Consider the following 16,304-nt stretch of genomic DNA (forward strand, 5'->3'; position numbering starts at 1 on the left):
GTCAAAATGCAGAGTTCGCGTTCTTGACAGTTTTTAACAAATCTAAAACCGTGTTAAACAAAGAATCCGCCACGACTTCCCGTGGTTTGTCACCATCGATTCTTATCAACTCGCCTTTCTCGACGAATTTAAGGTAAATCTCACGCACCTTACGCTGGGTCTCCAACGTCTCCATCACAGACTTCTTGCGCTTTAGGCGTTCAAGCACCCGTTCAGGGGGCACGTCGATAAAAAGTGCAAAGTCAGGTTGCAGAGCACGAGCGTTAATGGTTTTAATCCAATCTAAGCTTAAGCCAGCACTGCCTTGGTAAGCTAAGGTCGAGTAGAGGTAACGGTCACAAACCACAATCTTGCCCTCCTCGAGGGCAGGTAATATCTCGTTTTGCACATGCTCTACGCGGTCTGCCGAAAACAGGAGTGCCTCAGCCTCAACTGGCAACCGTTTCTCGCCATACAAACAGCATTCTCGGATGAAAGTGCCTGTTTTGCCGCGGCTGGGCTCTGCGGTCAGAATTGCCTTGTGAGTTTTTAACAGTCTCTGTGTGAGTAGTATGGCTTGGGTGGTTTTTCCGCTTCCGTCTAACCCCTCGATAACGATGAAGACGCCTTTATTATTCATCTTTTTCAACTCGGCTGCTTAGCGTTACACATTATAAGGGAGATACATAAATAAAGTGTGTGAAAAAGTCTTTTTGAACTGAAAATCCCGTTCTAAATTAAGCCACAGTTAATCGCTGACTTACAGCAACGAGAATTTGAACATGGAGTTGTAAAAGACGACAAGAAATAAAACAAATTGTAAAAATTCAAGCGAATTTTTAAAAAAATATTGTTAAAAAAGTGCATTTCGCTACTTCTTGTAGTTTTTTTTCTATTTTTGAAACGAAAAATTTTACTTAAGCCATATTAAGCTGAACGTTCATTGTACTTTTAGCAAGGGATTGCTTTCCAAATCCCTTCTGAATAAAACATCGAGGAGAATAAAAATGCGAAGTTCTAAAAACAAAATTTTGGCTATTGCAATCATGATATTATTAACAGCGTCAATAATGCTATTATCAACTGCTAACGCGCATTCACCAGCATGGCAAATTCCAACGCACGCCTTCATCGTTGTAGCACCAAACCCAATAGGTGTCGGTCAGGAGGCGCATGTTTACATGTGGCTTGCCGAAGTTTTCGGAGCCGCTGGAGGAACTACTGCTACCACTGGCACGAATGGTTCCACAGCAAGCGCAGCACTACTATCAAACAACTACAGATTCCACAACTACCAGCTTACAATCACCGACCCTAACGGAACAAAGACAACACAAACTTTTGATATAATATGGGACACAACATCATCACAATTCACTAAATTCATTCCTGACAAGGTTGGCACCTACACTTTCAACTTTACGTTCCCAGGACAAGCCTACGCGCAATATGCAGGTCAATACTATGAAAAATCAATACTAGTTAATGACACCTACCTGCCCAGCTCAGCATCAACAACACTAACAGTACAGGAAGAACCGCTTCCAGCTCCCATAACTAGCTATCCGCTTCCTAAAGAGTACTGGACTCGCCCAATCTACGGTGAAAACACTGACTGGTGGAAAATCTCCTCAAACTGGCTAGGCTACACAGCACCAGTTCCAGGAGGTTACGACCCAGGCACCACATTTGCTCGACTATTCCACAAAGATGCTATAGGACCCTTGACTTCACATGTGATGTGGACAAGGGCTCTCCAGTTTGGAGGTGTTGTCGGAGGAAACCAGTTCTATGCAGGCGGTTCATACCCTGAAGGAGACGCTTTAGGGGTTCAATATTTCGAAGGCACATCATACCAGCCACGATTCCCGAACCCACTAATCATCAACGGATACCTAATCTATACGGAACCCGTCGCTTTCTCAGGTCCAACTAGTGGCCCAACGACATGCATTGACATGCGATCAGGGAAAGTTCTTTGGTCCAGAACTGATGTCCCACCGCTATCATTCGGCTACATATACAACCTTTGGGACCCTGACCAACACGGAGTCTTCCCACCATATCTATTCACCGCCAACTTTGCCAGATGTTTCGATGCATATACAGGCAACCAACTGTTCAACGTAACAGGTGTTCCTACAGGTACTGCAGTACTAGGCCCCAATGGTGAACACTTAAGATATGTCATTTCTAACGCTGGGACAGCGACCAATCCACAATGGTACTTGGCTCAGTGGAACTCATCAAGACTATGGCAATACGATATTAACCCATACACGGGCGGTGGAAGCCTGTCGCCATCAATCATAAATGCAAGTAACGGAGTACTCGTCTCTACAGTTCCCATCCCTCTCGCAGGCACCACTGGAACCATTCGAACCACAACAGGTGGAACTACGGTCACAGTACCCTATGGTTCTACTTTGACCGTTAATGCAAACATTCCCATCAACTCAACCACTGTCGGGGGCGTAGCTGGTATAGGAATCGCTACTTATGACTGGAATATTTCCTTGCCTTGGCTCAACACGATGCCTGTGCAACCCGTCTACAGCACCACAACAGGACAAACTACACCCGCACCAGCAGGAACAAACCCGGTTACAATAGTTGCAGCTAAATACGGCGACATGTTACTTTGCAGAAACGGTTCCCTACCCACTGGTTTCGGAGCTACCCGATCAGGTTATCCGCAACTTCCTTACACGTTTTTCGTAGTCAACCTCAATGCATCTAAAGGCGCAATTGGATCAATAAGATGGATGAAAACATATGACCCGCCAGCAGGCAACATCACTCTTGTACAAGGACCAACCGACTTTGAAACAGGCGTTTTCATATTCAACCTGCAAGAAACCATGCAATGGGAAGGATACAGCTTAACCAACGGCCAAAAACTATGGGGCCCAACCGCACCCCAAACCACATGGGACTACTATGGTTACCCAGGAACAACAACATTACCAGGCACAGTTGCTTACGGTAAACTGTACTGCAGCTCTTTCGGAGGAATCTGCTACTGCTATGATGATACGACAGGAAAAATATTGTGGACCTATGGTAACGGCGGCGAAGGAAACAGCACATTTGCTGGCTTGACTGTCTTTTACGGTAACTGGCCAACCATGATTCAATCGATTGCTAATGACGTAATATATCTTGCCACAGATGAGCATACAATGCCCAATCCATTCTACAAAGGATGCGTCTACACAGCCATCAACGCAAGCACAGGCGAAGAAATATGGAAACTCTCAGGATATTGCAGCGAATGGTCAACTCCTGGAAGTGCATGGGCTACAGCAGATGGCTACATAGCCTGCATGAACGGTCTAGACAATAATGTCTACAGCATAGGCAGAGGACCAAGCGCTACCACAGTTACAGCACCAAATATCGGCGTATCCTTTGGAACATCAATAGTACTTAAAGGCACAGTCATTGATACTTCACCTGGCACGAAACAAGACACGCAAGCCGCGCGCTTCCCCAACGGAGTTCCATGCGCTTCCGATAAGAGCATGACGGATTGGATGGGTTATGTCTATCAGCAAAAGCCTCTTCCAACCAACTTCACAGGGGTTGACGTGGTGATTGACGTGTTGGACTCTAACGGCAACTATCGCAATATTGGCACAGCAACCACCGATTCAAGTGGTACATATAGATTTACATGGACACCTGATATCCCAGGCGACTACATTGTCATTGCTTCATTCCAAGGCACAAATGGTTACTGGCCATCATATGCGGAAGAAGGTTTCACTGTGATGGAACAAGGGGCCACAGCATCACCTTACCCTGTAGTTAATTTGCCACCAACTGAAATGTACTTCGCCATAAGCACAATCGCAATAATCATCGCGATAGCCATAGCCACTTTACTGCTACTGAGAAAAAAGCCATAGAGTGAAACAGAATTTGACCCACATAATTCAATTCCCCCTTTTTTAGTCAAACTTAAAAAATGAGTTTTGCAATTCTCCGTGATGGCATTCGACTTGCCTAAAGTATAAATGTGTAATACGTGATAAAACGGTCTTGTCTAAACAACGTTAAAAAAGTTGAATACATTAGCTTACAACTGTGAGGGCTTGCTTGTGCCTAAAGCTTACTGGGGAGAAATAAAAGACCCTGTCCACGGCTACGTGTACATTACGGAAGCAGAAAAAAACATCATTGACTCTTATCCAGTGCAACGACTAAGACGGCTACGCCAGCTTGCAGGGTCAGAATACGTTTATCCAGGTGCCAACCACACGCGTTTTGAACACTGCGTTGGCGTCATGTACCTCGCAGGTAAAGTGCTGGAGAACCCAAACATCTCCAAAATAGTAAGTGACGAGGAAGTGGATGTTTGCAGAATTTCAGCCCTGCTCCACGATGTTGGTCATGGTCCTTTCTCGCATGTTTTTGAGCACTTACTAATTAGTGAATTGGAGAAGACGCATGAGGACATTACATCGTGGATTGTTGAGAAGAGCGAAGTCGGCGACAAACTCTCCAAGATGGGTTATAAGCCAGCGGAAGTCGCCAAACTCGCGGTTGGGAACCTTCACAAAAAAGACAGAGCCTTCTTAGACCAAATCATCAGCAGCGCCGTTGACGTTGACAAGCAAGACTTCATCGTCCGAGACACCTACCACACGGGCGCTGAATACGGCTTTATTGACGTGTTTAGACTAATCCATGCGCTTGACGTGTTAGGCGAAAACTTGGCAGTGGAACTCGGTGCGCTCTCAGCTTTAGAAGCCTTTATGATTGCGCGAATCGAATCGTTCAAAAGCATCTATTTCCACCGCGTCGGCAGGGCAGCGCAACTTATGCTGGCAACCGCCATGGAAAAAGCCAACAGCGAATTAGGCTTAACAGCGTTCAAGTCTCCTGAAGACTACTTAGCACTTGACGATTACACTGTTTGGTCCGCGCTTAAAAAATGTAAAGCCTCAAAGGGCATAATTGAAAACTTAGAGCGCCGTCGCATGCTCAAATGCGCTTATGAAAGAACGTTCTACCAGAAAGACACGATGATATCAAACATTTTCGGGCGCGAATCTTACAGGCGACAGATGCAAGTGGAAATCGCCAAAGACGCTGGGATACAACCTGAAGATGTAATCATTGATGTGCCAACCGTGCCCTCCGTGCCTTACCACCACGCTGTTCTTATGGAGTCGATGGAGATTCCAGTCTTCACCCGAACCCCAACGGGAGCAAAAACGCCCCAGCGCCTCAGCGAAATCTCAAAAATCTTCGAAACCCTCAAAGGCTTCATGAACATTCTCAGAGTTTACACTGACGAGGCTAACCGCACCAAAGTTGAAAAAGCAACAGCAAAAATCTTAGGCAAGATTCCGTCAGCTGCAAAAATCTCATTTTGAGGAATGTTGTTTCTTAAATACTAGTCCTTGCTTAAAAGAGATATTTGAGAAGTTGGGAAGGGAGTGGCTGTGTCAAAACCAAACCAGAATAACACTGAAGAAAAGAAAGTTATAAGCGTCAGAATTAAAGGAAAAAACGAACCAAAAGCCGAGCCATCAATTCTGTTTCCACCACAAGAAATCAAAAGATACGTCACCGAGTTTGTGGCTTCATGGATAAGAGGGGACATAATTATCCGTTTTCCAACCGCTGCTGAACTAGCCAAGAAAACCCCGTTGAGCATAGCGTTCCCAACTGACCCATCCGTTGACGCAGAACTAAAAATAAAAGAACACTACGTTGACCAATTATCCATAATAGCTGGAATAAAACCCTCCTCCGCCAGTGAGCAAGAAAAAGCAATCTCTGAAGTCTTCAAAATGCTCCTCATGTTCCGCTCCGCCAACCGCATAGAAGGAAAAATCATCTCAAACGACATAGAAAAACGAGTCCTAGAACTCGAAAAAACCGTCAAAACCCAGAGCAAACTCATCGACCAAATAACCGCTTTCTTGTTTAAGCCAAAACAACCCAAACCCCGCAAACGTGCAAAAACCTAAAAGCATGATTTCTGAAGGGTAAGGTTTATTCGAAGGAAATTGTATTCTGCATGTGCTTTCGGACAATAGCCGCTCCGGTAGTATAGTCCGGCCAAGTATACCGGCCTTTCGAGTCGGTGACCCGGGTCCAAATCCCGGCCGGAGCACTAAAACTAAATCTTTTGAAAAATTCAGGGCATGACAAGCTTTTTTTATTCAAACAAGGGTTAATAGGAGAGGTGAGTAAGCGGAGGTTTATGTTATGTTAAGTCAATCCAAAGAGTTGAAGCCACTGGCTAAATTGATTTCGCTGTCAGGGAAATCTGCTTTGATTACTGGTGCCGCTTCAGGCATCGGTAAGGCGATAGCATACAGGTTTGCGGAAGCAGGGGCAGATTTGGAGCTTGTTGATATTAACGAGGAAAAGCTCAAGGGTTCCTGTGAGGAGCTTTCAAAGTTTAATGTGAAAGTGAACGCTCACAAGGTTGATCTTTCTAATAAGGCAGAGATAGAGCAGTTGTGGACTAAACTGGAAGGAAAAGAACCAGACGTACTCGTTAATAACGCTGGTAGCTATCCCATGAAAGATTTTCTTGAGTTAGATGAAGAGTTTCTCCAGAAAGTAATGGACATCAACCTGAACTCGGCGTTATGGATGTGCCAAGGCATGATTAAAGCGCGAAAAAAGAAGGGAGGCAATATTATTAATATTGCTTCAGTTGAGGCAGTGTTGCCATTAAAAGAGGACCTTGTGCCTTACGGTTTGAGCAAAGTCGGCGTCATAATGCTTACGCGGTCTTTAGCTGCAGAGTACGGCAGGCATGGTTTTAGGATAAACGCGTTGGTGCCGGGAGGGGTCTTCACTCCTGGAACTAAGAGTTTAGTTAAAGAAGCTCTCAAATTTAATGTTGGCATTATCCAAACGGGTTTAGAGTATCGGCAAAGGTTGCCAATGGGAAGACTGGGGGAACCAGACGAAATCGCACGGATGGCGCTTGTGCTTGCATGCGACTTGTCAAGTTACGTACATGGGGCGCTGGTTGCCGTTGACGGCGGATTCCTTTCCGCCTAAACAAACCAAGACGCACACTAAATCACCAGTCAAACATGGGGTTTAGTGTGTGTTTTTTCAGGTGTTCCATGCATGCTCTCATAATGCCTATCGAATTGCGAGTGGGTTTTGAATGTTTTGCCGCATATTGGGCAAACGATTTTGCCTGCTTCTACCCCTCGCAGGGGCTCTTGAGAGGAGGACGGCGGCATTTTAGGCAGAATCGAGCGTGCTTTTGCTTTGTTGCTGTGAAACGGTTTTGGCTCCATAAAAATGGCACTTCAGAATAAAGCGTGTTTGCGCTTCTCTTAAACATATGTGATTGTGCCTTGGTTGTAACAAAAAAATGAGAAAAAGGAAAAATGAATGGTGGTTTAGGCTGGTAGCTGTTTTCCACAGTTAGGGCAGAAGGCTATGTTTGGTTGTGCGGGGGCACCGCAGTTAGGGCAGTAACGCTGCGCTTGTGTACCTTCTGTTGGCGGTGGAGGCGGTGGCGGTGCATAAGTGTAGGATTGTTGCCCAGAGGTTTTCATCGAGAAGAAGCCTATGGCGACGAATATCCAAGCGATGAATATCAAGATTCCACCGATGAAGATTATGGTTAATATGGCACCCCACCATAGTAGCGTACCTGCAGTTTCAAAGGAATGTTCGCCTGTTTTCTGTGCCAGCGTATTCAGCGTCATTCTTAGCCGTTTAGCAGCCATGATGTAGAATATGAAAGCAACCACTAGACCTGCAAAGAATCCGAGTAATCCCAAGCCTATTAAGAATATCGACACAATGCCAACTGCTAATATGCCGAAGGAGACTGCGAATGCGATGGCTGCAATTATATAATAGATGAAGCCTGTGAGTGCGTTGCTATACATTGCCGGGTCTTGGTAGTTGTTGGAGAATCCTTTGATCGCCATGAGCAATAGGATGACGCCAATTATGCTTAAGACACTCCCTGCCCAAGGAACTATCCCCAGTATCAGTAGTATTGAACCTATCATAGCCATTGTCTTGTTTGACTCTAAAGTGCTCATTTTAGAATATCCTCAACAAAAGTGCAGTTGCTTCGTAAATAAAAGCTTTTGCAAGCAAATTATCGGTTGACTGACTAAGGGCTGCCCCCTTTAAATAAAGGGAGGGGTCTATTGCAAAGCATCAGAGCAGTGCCTTTAACCTAACAGTAAATAAACACGCTCAACATTGAACCCTAAAGGGAACCGCAGTGACAAGCAACATTCAATCAGCTTACAGAGAACTCTTATCAAAAGCTAAAGACCTATTCGTGCTCTCGACAGTTCAAAGCATTATTCACTGGGACATGGAAACCTACATGCCGCCAAACGCTGTGGAGCAGCGAAGTCAACAACTCGCATTACTCAGCCGCATAGGGCACAAGCTTGCCACCGACCCACAGATAGAAAAACTCGTAAACACAATCCAAACAAGCCCAGACTATCAAGCACTTGGGCAAGTGGAAAAACGAAACATTTACCTCATCCGAAAAAGCTACCGAGAACAAACTGCTCTGCCAGAAAAACTCGTTTCAGACCTTGCCATGCAAGAAGCAGTAACAGTTAACACTTGGAAGAAGGCTAAAGCACAAAAAGACTTTGGCTTATTCAAGGCTGATTTGGAAAAACTTTTAGGCTTAAGTAAGCAAGCGGCAGGAATCCTCATGAAAGTTAAAGAAACCAAGACACCCTATGAAGCGTTGATTGATAATTTTGAGCCAAAAATGTCAGCCCAAACCATCACAGAAACCTTTACCAAACTTTTGGATGGCTTAAAGCCCCTCATAGCAAAGATTGAAAACTGCCAAAACAAACCATCCGCTAATGTTCTCAACCAGCGTGTGCCAGTAGAGAACCAACGAATAATTGCGCAACTCATCACTCAAACGCTCGGCTATGATACAGCTTCACCGCAAGCCTGTGGAAGAGTGGATGAAACAGAACATCCCTTCACCACAGGATGCTACAATGATGTCCGCATAACCACCCATTACTACCCCCACAACTACGCCAGCTCAATCTTCTCCGTACTCCACGAAACAGGCCACGCAATCTATGAACGAAACCTCAAACCAGAATGGAAATACCAACCAGTCGGCGCTACATGCTCCTTTGGTATACACGAATCACAATCAAGATTTTACGAGAACATAATTGGGCGCTCCGACGAGTTCTGGACAAGTTTCCTGCCCCAAGTAAAACTGGTAGCACCAAGCCTCTCAAACCTTGAACTAGACACTTTCATACGCGCCATAAACAGGGTTGAAAGGTCAAAGATTCGTATCGAAGCCGACGAAGTAACCTACAGCCTCCACATCATTATCCGTTTCGAGATTGAAAGAGACCTCTTCGCCGACAAAATCACAATCAACGAGCTCCCAGAGGTCTGGAACCAGAAATATGCTGAATACCTTGGCGTAAAAGTGGAGAACGACTCGGAAGGCGTAATGCAAGACACACATTGGGCAAGCGGACTGTACGGCTATTTTCCGAGCTATGCGCTGGGCAACATATACAGCGGTCAAATAGTAGCCTCCATAACAAGCGCAACGCCCGATTGGCGCCGCGAGCTCGCAAAAGGAAACCTAAAACCCGTAAACGATTGGCTAAAAGAGAACATCCACAGCAAAGGAAACCTCTACGACCCAGAAGAACTAATCAAAATAGCGACAGACTGCAAGTTGAACTCAGAACAGTACCTGCAATACCTAAACGAGAAATACGGCGAACTTTACGGATTTTGAACAGGCGGCTTCTTAATTAATTCCTTGTAGAGGTACAGTATAAGATAGACTGCGATTGAACCTATGAAAAGGTAAACACCAGCATAACCAATGATTGCGTTATACGTGTTGGCACCAACCAAAAACAGCACAAACCCTATGATGAATACGCCAAGCAGCGTCCACTCAATCCAAGACATATAGTTCCCTCGCCGAATTAGGCATTCAATACAACGTTAACATATAAAGATTTACCGATGATACCCGACATTTAACTCCGCGCCTCAAAAGAAAAAACAGAAAAGAGCAACTTAGCGCTAAAGTTCCATTCCACCATTACGATATTTTCTATTGCATCCGACATTCTTATATACAAGTTACGCTAAAAAAACGACTGGAGAAAAACAAATGTCGGGAACAGAAGTAAAAAAGCCAGAAACAAAAGAAGAATTTATAAAAATACTCCTTGAAGCAGCAAAAAAAGAGGTTGGTTCTAAAGGAAAGCCGACAAAACCGACAATTATCGGAACTGCAAAGGAAATGAACATTCATAGAGATACACTTTATACATGGTTAAAGGACTTTAATGTCGATTTCAAAGAGATTGTTGACCGTATGCCGACAGTCGTTGCAGATGAAACTAGGGAAGAAACGGGAAGCGTATACTTGATTGGCGAATCACTGGTTGGTGAAGGAAACGAAGTTGCACACGTTGACCTCATGATAGGCGACAAAAACGGTCCAGTTGGATTAGCATTCGCTAACGGCATGACAAACCTATCTGCAGGACACACACCACTGCTGGCAGTTATTCGACCAAACCTGCCGCCAAAGCCACACACGCTCATAGTTCCAAAAGTCACCGTGAAGAATATGGAGGATACTGGAAAGATTTTCGGTCCAGCCCAAGCGGCAGTTGCAAAAGCCATCGCTGACTCAGCAGAAGAAGGCATCATCCCACAAGACAAGCTCGACGAGTGGGTAATCATATGCAGTGTGTTCATTCACCCACAAGCATCTGATTACCGCAAAATCTATCAGTACAATTATGGCGCAACAAAAATGGCGCTGCAACGCGCGTTAAAGAAGTATCCATCACTAGACAAGATAATCTATGACAAAGACCGCGCAAAGCACCCAATCATGGGCTTCAAAGTTCCACGCCTATGGAGACCACCATACCTGCAAATTGCGCTGGATGCACCCTCACTTGAAAGCGCAAAGAAAGTTCTTGAACAACTGCCGGGCAGCGACAGAATCATCATTGAAGTAGGAACGCCACTCATAAAACGTTACGGCACAAGAGTAATCAGTGACCTACGGCAAGTAGCCAAAGACAAATTCATCATAGCAGACCTCAAAACCTTAGACGTAGGCAAAGTCGAGGCAGACATCGCCTACGAAGACACTGCAGACGCTGTTGTCGCAGCTGGATTAGCCCCACCTGAAACCCTTGACGCATTCGTGCATGAAGCCAAACGATTGGGAATATACGCCATCATAGACATGCTCAACGTTGAAGACGTACTTGGAAAACTTAAAGCGCTCAAAAACTTCCCAGACGTAATCATCCTGCACCGCGGTATTGACCAAGAAAGCGGCAGAACCTGCGGACTAGAACGCATAAAGATGATTCGGGACATGTTCTGTGACAAAAAGTTCCTAATCGCAGTCGCAGGCGGCATTGTACCAGAAACAGCCAAAGAAGCCCTAGAGCTTGGCGCAGACATACTGGTCGTAGGACGCTACGTAACACAGTCCAAAGACATTGAGCGCGCAGTAAGAGACTACCTTGAACTAACACCGAGCATGCGCGAAGACATCGACCTGTTTAGAGTCCACACAGAATAAACCAACTGAGCGGAAAACCGCTCCAACCTTTTCCTTTTTTCTTATGTTGAACGTTTTAGTGTTAGGAAAGCAAAAAGGAACGTTAACGCCGCAATCAGAAACGTAGGCAAATAATTCAGGTTATCAGCCAAAAATGGACCAAGAAATGAACCGACTCCTGCGCCTAAGCCGACGAGTCCGTCGAATAAGCCGCTTTTGCCCTCGGGTATGAGTTCCATTGAGAGAGAAAGCATCATGATATAGTACATGCCGTACGCGAAGCCCATGCAAACCAAGACAACACCCGTTACCAGTGTCGGTGAGAAGGCAAATTGGATGGCGCCAACCAAGAGGAAGATTAAGAGACTGCGGAAAAGTACAAATCGCGGCATCTGGCGTCTGATTTCCATGTTTCTGGCTTGGCGGCTAATCAAGAAGTATCCTGTGGTTGCTCCAATCGAGCTGAGCATGTAGGCAACGTAGACCATGCTTGGGGATAATTGTAAGCCTTGGTTTAGGAAAATAGGCAGAGGCGTGAAGAATATGCTTGTAGCAAGAGAAAACAGCACGATGGCGAAAGCAAACCCCAAAAAGTTATCCTTCTTGAACGAACCGTCCCACCGTAACCCATCCATAAGCTTGGTTGAGGCTTGCACACCCCGCCAAGTGTAATCGATTTTTCGTTCTATGCCGACTAGTCGGCGTTCAAAAATAATCAAGGGGTCAGCAACCAGCGCTACCGATAGTATGAAAGCTACCAAGCTTAAGGCGCTGCACAGGTACAGTGTGTAATTTGCCAAGACGCCAAAGCTCAGCGTGGACGCGAAAGCGAATAACCCGATGACTAACCCGACGACAAAGCCGATTTCAGTGAAGCCTTCGTAGATGCCGTAGGATTTTTCCCATTCATCACGGCTATAGTGCTCGGCTATGAGAACGTTTTTTGGTGCCTCATGCGCTACGTGGAGCACTTGCATGACCACGTAGAGGACGACGAAGAGGATGATGTTTTGTGCAAACGGCAAAGTCATAAGAAAGAGTATGACTGCTGAGGAAAGAAACGATAGTAAGATGAAGGCTTTGTAGTGACGTGTGGTGTCGCAGAGGTATCCCCAAAGGAAAGAGGCGGGGATGGAGCAGAAAATGGCTGCTGAAGTCATAATGCCCAGCGCGACTAGTGGTCCGCCAAGAACGCTTGTGTCGTTGAAGGCGACCAGGTATAGGGGTATGAAGACGCTTAACAGTCCGAATGCTATTTCGTGAAAGAAGAAACCTAGCCGCCACATAGCCAAATGACGACTTAAAGGTAAAATTAAAACCTTTAGCTATGATGCCTAAACTTTGCTTAAGTGTTGCTTAATGCCGAATTCTTCATAAATCCTTAAATGTTAGTTGCTCAACTTCTTACTGCGCTGGAGAATACACTAATGGCAAAGTTTAAGATAATAGTTTCCGACCCGCAAGATGGAAAATCCAAAGTCGTCGAAATAGAAGATGCACGTGCAGCACCGCTCATCGGAAGAAAAATCGGTGAAACAGTAGACGGCTCAATAGTAGACCTACCAGCCCACAAAGTGCAAATTATGGGCGGCTCAGACAGAGACGGCGTCCCCATGAGAGGCAATGTACACGGCGGAGTAAGACGCCAAGTCGTCTTAAGCGGCGGAACAGGTTTTAACCCCAACAGAAAGGGCGAGAGGAAACGCAAAACAGTTCGCGGAAGCGTCATAACTGACGAAATCGTTCAAATCAACATGAAAATTGTTGAAAGGCCAGCAAAAGCCCCAGAAGCAAAGGCACAGTAGCCAGCGAAAGCGTGTACTTTAGTATAGTGCATGCTTAAACCTTATAAACTCCCATAATTAATTCATCCTTTACTTATCACATTTATTGGAAAGAAGAATAACATGAGTAGCGCCAAGAAAGCCTTGCCTAAGCAGCCTGAAGTCAACATCGGCACCATAGGTCACGTGGACCACGGAAAAACCACCCTTGTCCAAGCATTAACAGGCACTTGGGCTTCCAGACACAGTGAAGAACTCAAACGAGGCATCACCATAAAACTCGGATACGCAGACATGCCCATCTACAAATGCCCAAAATGCGAGCCGCCAAAAAACTACACCATTAAACCCCACTGCGAAGCCTGCAACTCCAAAGCAGAATTCGTCCGAGCCATAAGCTTTGTCGATGCGCCTGGTCACGAAGCTTTGATGGCAACAATGCTCTCAGGCGCAGCAATCATGGACGGCGCAATTCTTGTTATCGCGGCTGATGAACCATGTCCACAGCCCCAGACGCGAGAGCACTTGGCTGCTGCTGAAGTCAGCGGCATAAAAAACATGATTATTGTTCAAAACAAGATTGACATCGTGGACCAGAAACGGGCGCTGGAGAGCTACAAGGAGATTAAGAAGTTTGTTAAAGGCACAGTAGCTGAGAACGCGCCGATTATCCCGATTTCAGCGCAACGGCAAATAAACATTGATGTACTCCTCGACGCGATTCAAACCATAATTCCCACGCCTGAACGAGACCCCACACAACCGCCATTGATGTACATCGTACGTTCTTTTGACGTTAACAAGCCTGGAACAACAATAGAGGATTTAGAAGGCGGCATCATAGGCGGAACCATAGCGCAGGGCAAGTTCGCGGTTGGCGAAGAAATTGAAATCCGCCCAGGAATTATGGCGGAGCGAGAGGGCAAAACCGTTTATGACCCACTAATCAGCGAGATAGTAAGCCTGCATGCGGGTGAAAAAAGCGTCAAGGAAGCCACCTGCGGAGGGCTTGTGGGCGTTGGTACTTTGCTTGACCCATCGTATTCGAAGGCTGATGGATTAACAGGAAGCATCGCTGGAAAAACAGGCATGCTCCCTCCGACACTGACTGAACTTACGTTGGAAACGCATGTTTTGGAGCGAGTAGTGGGAACAAAGGAGCTTTTGAAAGTCGAGAAAATCAACCCTGACGAAACCTTGTTGCTTCATGTTGGTGCTGCTGTGAACGTTGGCAAAGTAGTCCATATCAAACAGAACGTCATAAAAGTAAAGTTGACTCGCCCAATTTGTGCACTGCCAAACTCGAGGGTTGCGATAAGCCGCAAAATCACTGCCCGCTGGAGACTAATCGGCTACGGACTAATCGTAAAGTAGCCTTAATCTTTTACCATACCCTGTTTTTTGAGGAAATCATGCGCTTTCTGAAGCACATCTCGGGCGTTTTTAAAGGTTAATTTCGCCATAGCCTGCTTGTAATCCAGCCAAATGTAGCCTACATGCTCAAAAGATATCTCAACTTTGTCAGTGTGTGACTCCATAAGGAAGAAAACGACTTCTTTATTCACGGTTAATCCCTGTCGTCTATAAAAATAAGAAATAGTTTCCTTAAACCCCTCGACAAATTCCGCGTCAGTTATGCTTGTTTCTTCTCGTAGTTCGCGAATAACCGTTTGTTTTTCAGCTTCGTTTGGTTCAACATTGCCTTTCACGAAGTCCCAATGACCCGCCGCATAGTTAAGTAGAAGATATTTGGTGGTGTCGCCTTGTCTCAAAAAAATAATTGCACCAGAGGATTTTTCGCGTAGCATTTTATTTTTTTCACCGTTAATTGCTCCAATTCATGAACTCTTGATATTTAAAGTAATGCCAAAATCCAGCAACCTTGCGGCAAAACCTTAAAATCCCCCAAAACAACGTTAAGCATTCAGGAGCCAAGACAAGTGACGGCTTCAGCAAAAAGAGCAGGAATTCTAAAGGTTATTTTGGACTCTAACGCGTTTTTTGTCCCGTTAGAATTCAAGATCGACATTTTTGAGGGGCTCAAACGGTTACTTAACAGGAATGTTGAGTTTGTTTTGCTCTCGCCTATTAAACAAGAGCTTGAGTTGCTTGCAGGCGGTGATTCACCGAAGATTCGCAAGGAAGCACTTTTTGCGTTGCGGCTTGCGGAGAAATGCAAGTATGTTGTGGTTGAAGACAGCGAAAAAGCAACTACTGACGATGTTATTGTTAGAGTTGCTAAAAGCTGGGATTCTCCAGTGTTTACGAACGATAGAGCCTTAAGGAAGAGGCTAAGAGATATAAGTGTGCCAGTGATTTATGTGAGGCAAAAATCGCGTCTAGACATTGACGGGTTGATATCGTAGATGTTCAAACTAATTACTCTTCAAGATACTATTCGCATTCCGCCCGAAACGTTCGGCAACCCACTTGAGAAAGTTGGGCGAGACCAAGTGAAACATAAGTATGAGGGCGTTGTGGATGAAGAATTAGGTTACGTTATAGCCGTTACAGGTATAGAAGTAAGTCCCATCGGCAAAATAATCCCCGGCGACGGCGCCACCTACCACAAAGTAACGTTTTCTCTCTTGACATTCTACCCTATAATTCAAGAAGTCGTAGAAGGCGATGTGGTTGAAATTGCAGATTTCGGCGCTTTTGTCCGAATCGGGCCAATTGATGCGCTACTTCATGTTTCCCAGCTTATGGATGATTACATTTCCTATGACGAAAAGCAAGGCGTTCTGCTGGGGAAAGAAAGCAAGAGGAAACTTACTTCAGGCGACCAAGTTCGTGTCAGAATAACCGCTGTTTCTCTGGGCAGAGCGGGTAGTTCAGGAAAAATCGGCGTCACCGCTAGACAGCCATTTCTCGGCAAGCTAGAATGGTTAAAGCTTGACCAAGAAAAGGAAGCAGTCGAGAAGAAACCTGCTGAGGCGAAAGAAAAAGCAGCCTAAAGGAGAGGG

The 16,304-nt window shown here is 45.5% G+C and carries 16 protein-coding genes and 1 tRNA gene; 11 read left to right on the forward strand and 6 right to left on the reverse strand.

Annotated elements, in window-relative coordinates:
- Position 1: 1 nt before the first annotated feature.
- Complete coding sequence (tmk, locus tag NWE95_10755) at positions 2-619, reverse strand: dTMP kinase (protein ID MCW4004379.1); 618 nt, start codon at positions 617-619, stop codon at positions 2-4.
- A 367-nt stretch (positions 620-986) separates the two neighbouring features.
- Here tmk and NWE95_10760 point away from each other — a divergent pair, with 367 nt between their 5' ends.
- The 5 genes from NWE95_10760 (at position 987) to NWE95_10780 (ending at position 7,014) form a co-directional block, all read left to right on the forward strand.
- Positions 987-3,890, forward strand: coding sequence for a PQQ-binding-like beta-propeller repeat protein (locus tag NWE95_10760; protein ID MCW4004380.1), 2,904 nt, complete (start codon positions 987-989; stop codon positions 3,888-3,890).
- Positions 3,891-4,046: 156 nt separating this feature from the next.
- Positions 4,047-5,363 (forward strand): HD domain-containing protein, encoded by a 1,317-nt coding sequence (locus NWE95_10765; GenBank protein ID MCW4004381.1) that lies wholly within the window; start codon positions 4,047-4,049, stop codon positions 5,361-5,363.
- A 69-nt stretch (positions 5,364-5,432) separates the two neighbouring features.
- On the forward strand, positions 5,433-5,963 hold the full coding sequence (locus NWE95_10770; protein ID MCW4004382.1) for a hypothetical protein: 531 nt from the start codon (positions 5,433-5,435) through the stop codon (positions 5,961-5,963).
- A gap of 71 nt (positions 5,964-6,034) precedes the next feature.
- Positions 6,035-6,109: transfer RNA gene (locus NWE95_10775), tRNA-Glu, on the forward strand.
- Positions 6,110-6,204: 95 nt separating this feature from the next.
- A complete protein-coding gene (locus tag NWE95_10780; GenBank protein MCW4004383.1) occupies positions 6,205-7,014 on the forward strand; it encodes an SDR family oxidoreductase in 810 nt (269 codons plus the stop codon).
- A 29-nt stretch (positions 7,015-7,043) separates the two neighbouring features.
- Here the strand turns inward: NWE95_10780 and NWE95_10785 are convergent, their stop codons facing one another.
- Together NWE95_10785 and NWE95_10790 are read right to left on the reverse strand one after the other, a co-directional pair.
- On the reverse strand, positions 7,044-7,262 hold the full coding sequence (locus NWE95_10785; protein MCW4004384.1) for a C2H2-type zinc finger protein: 219 nt from the start codon (positions 7,260-7,262) through the stop codon (positions 7,044-7,046).
- Positions 7,263-7,367: 105 nt separating this feature from the next.
- A complete protein-coding gene (locus NWE95_10790; protein MCW4004385.1) occupies positions 7,368-8,024 on the reverse strand; it encodes a DUF996 domain-containing protein in 657 nt (218 codons plus the stop codon).
- 188 nt (positions 8,025-8,212) lie between these two features.
- On the opposite strand from NWE95_10790, the gene NWE95_10795 reads away from it, so the two are divergent.
- Positions 8,213-9,745, forward strand: a complete 1,533-nt coding sequence (locus tag NWE95_10795; GenBank protein MCW4004386.1) for a carboxypeptidase M32 — start codon at positions 8,213-8,215, stop codon at positions 9,743-9,745.
- Here NWE95_10795 and NWE95_10800 read toward each other — a convergent pair.
- On the reverse strand, positions 9,733-9,924 hold the full coding sequence (locus NWE95_10800; GenBank protein MCW4004387.1) for a hypothetical protein: 192 nt from the start codon (positions 9,922-9,924) through the stop codon (positions 9,733-9,735). The two genes, NWE95_10795 and NWE95_10800, sit on opposite strands and share 13 nt — an antisense overlap.
- Positions 9,925-10,339: 415 nt before the next feature.
- Between NWE95_10800 and NWE95_10805 the strand changes: the two genes are divergently transcribed.
- Complete coding sequence (locus tag NWE95_10805) at positions 10,340-11,575, forward strand: bifunctional 5,6,7,8-tetrahydromethanopterin hydro-lyase/3-hexulose-6-phosphate synthase (GenBank protein MCW4004388.1); 1,236 nt, start codon at positions 10,340-10,342, stop codon at positions 11,573-11,575.
- A 41-nt stretch (positions 11,576-11,616) separates the two neighbouring features.
- On the opposite strand, the gene NWE95_10810 is transcribed toward NWE95_10805, so the two are convergent.
- Positions 11,617-12,840: an MFS transporter gene (locus NWE95_10810; GenBank protein MCW4004389.1), complete on the reverse strand. Its 1,224-nt coding sequence runs from the start codon at positions 12,838-12,840 to the stop codon at positions 11,617-11,619.
- 141 nt (positions 12,841-12,981) lie between these two features.
- On the opposite strand from NWE95_10810, the gene NWE95_10815 reads away from it, so the two are divergent.
- Together NWE95_10815 and NWE95_10820 are read left to right on the forward strand one after the other, a co-directional pair.
- A complete protein-coding gene (locus NWE95_10815; GenBank protein ID MCW4004390.1) occupies positions 12,982-13,359 on the forward strand; it encodes a 30S ribosomal protein S6e in 378 nt (125 codons plus the stop codon).
- A gap of 102 nt (positions 13,360-13,461) precedes the next feature.
- Positions 13,462-14,712, forward strand: a complete 1,251-nt coding sequence (locus NWE95_10820) for a translation initiation factor IF-2 subunit gamma (GenBank protein MCW4004391.1) — start codon at positions 13,462-13,464, stop codon at positions 14,710-14,712.
- 2 nt (positions 14,713-14,714) lie between these two features.
- On the opposite strand, the gene NWE95_10825 is transcribed toward NWE95_10820, so the two are convergent.
- Complete coding sequence (locus NWE95_10825; GenBank protein MCW4004392.1) at positions 14,715-15,146, reverse strand: NUDIX domain-containing protein; 432 nt, start codon at positions 15,144-15,146, stop codon at positions 14,715-14,717.
- Positions 15,147-15,278: 132 nt separating this feature from the next.
- Between NWE95_10825 and NWE95_10830 the strand changes: the two genes are divergently transcribed.
- Both NWE95_10830 and NWE95_10835 read left to right on the forward strand, forming a co-directional pair.
- Positions 15,279-15,704, forward strand: a complete 426-nt coding sequence (locus tag NWE95_10830) for a DNA-binding protein (GenBank protein ID MCW4004393.1) — start codon at positions 15,279-15,281, stop codon at positions 15,702-15,704.
- Positions 15,705-16,295, forward strand: coding sequence for a DNA-directed RNA polymerase (locus tag NWE95_10835; GenBank protein ID MCW4004394.1), 591 nt, complete (start codon positions 15,705-15,707; stop codon positions 16,293-16,295).
- Positions 16,296-16,304 lie beyond the last annotated feature (9 nt).

This window comes from Candidatus Bathyarchaeota archaeon (assembly GCA_026014725.1).
Classification (GTDB): Archaea; Thermoproteota; Bathyarchaeia; order Bathyarchaeales; family Bathycorpusculaceae; genus Bathycorpusculum.

What these genes read in the sequence shown, in the direction of transcription:
- tmk (MCW4004379.1), bottom strand. Translation starts at nt 619, where the DNA reads ATGAATAATAAAGGCGTCTTCATCGTTATCGAGGGGTTAGACGGAAGC.
- NWE95_10760 (MCW4004380.1), top strand. Translation starts at nt 987, where the DNA reads ATGCGAAGTTCTAAAAACAAAATTTTGGCTATTGCAATCATGATATTA.
- NWE95_10780 (MCW4004383.1), top strand. Translation starts at nt 6,205, where the DNA reads ATGTTAAGTCAATCCAAAGAGTTGAAGCCACTGGCTAAATTGATTTCG.
- NWE95_10785 (MCW4004384.1), bottom strand. Translation starts at nt 7,262, where the DNA reads ATGGAGCCAAAACCGTTTCACAGCAACAAAGCAAAAGCACGCTCGATT.
- NWE95_10790 (MCW4004385.1), bottom strand. Translation starts at nt 8,024, where the DNA reads ATGAGCACTTTAGAGTCAAACAAGACAATGGCTATGATAGGTTCAATA.
- NWE95_10800 (MCW4004387.1), bottom strand. Translation starts at nt 9,924, where the DNA reads ATGTCTTGGATTGAGTGGACGCTGCTTGGCGTATTCATCATAGGGTTT.
- NWE95_10805 (MCW4004388.1), top strand. Translation starts at nt 10,340, where the DNA reads ATGCCGACAGTCGTTGCAGATGAAACTAGGGAAGAAACGGGAAGCGTA.
- NWE95_10810 (MCW4004389.1), bottom strand. Translation starts at nt 12,840, where the DNA reads ATGTGGCGGCTAGGTTTCTTCTTTCACGAAATAGCATTCGGACTGTTA.
- NWE95_10815 (MCW4004390.1), top strand. Translation starts at nt 12,982, where the DNA reads ATGGCAAAGTTTAAGATAATAGTTTCCGACCCGCAAGATGGAAAATCC.
- NWE95_10820 (MCW4004391.1), top strand. Translation starts at nt 13,462, where the DNA reads ATGAGTAGCGCCAAGAAAGCCTTGCCTAAGCAGCCTGAAGTCAACATC.
- NWE95_10825 (MCW4004392.1), bottom strand. Translation starts at nt 15,146, where the DNA reads ATGCTACGCGAAAAATCCTCTGGTGCAATTATTTTTTTGAGACAAGGC.
- NWE95_10835 (MCW4004394.1), top strand. Translation starts at nt 15,705, where the DNA reads ATGTTCAAACTAATTACTCTTCAAGATACTATTCGCATTCCGCCCGAA.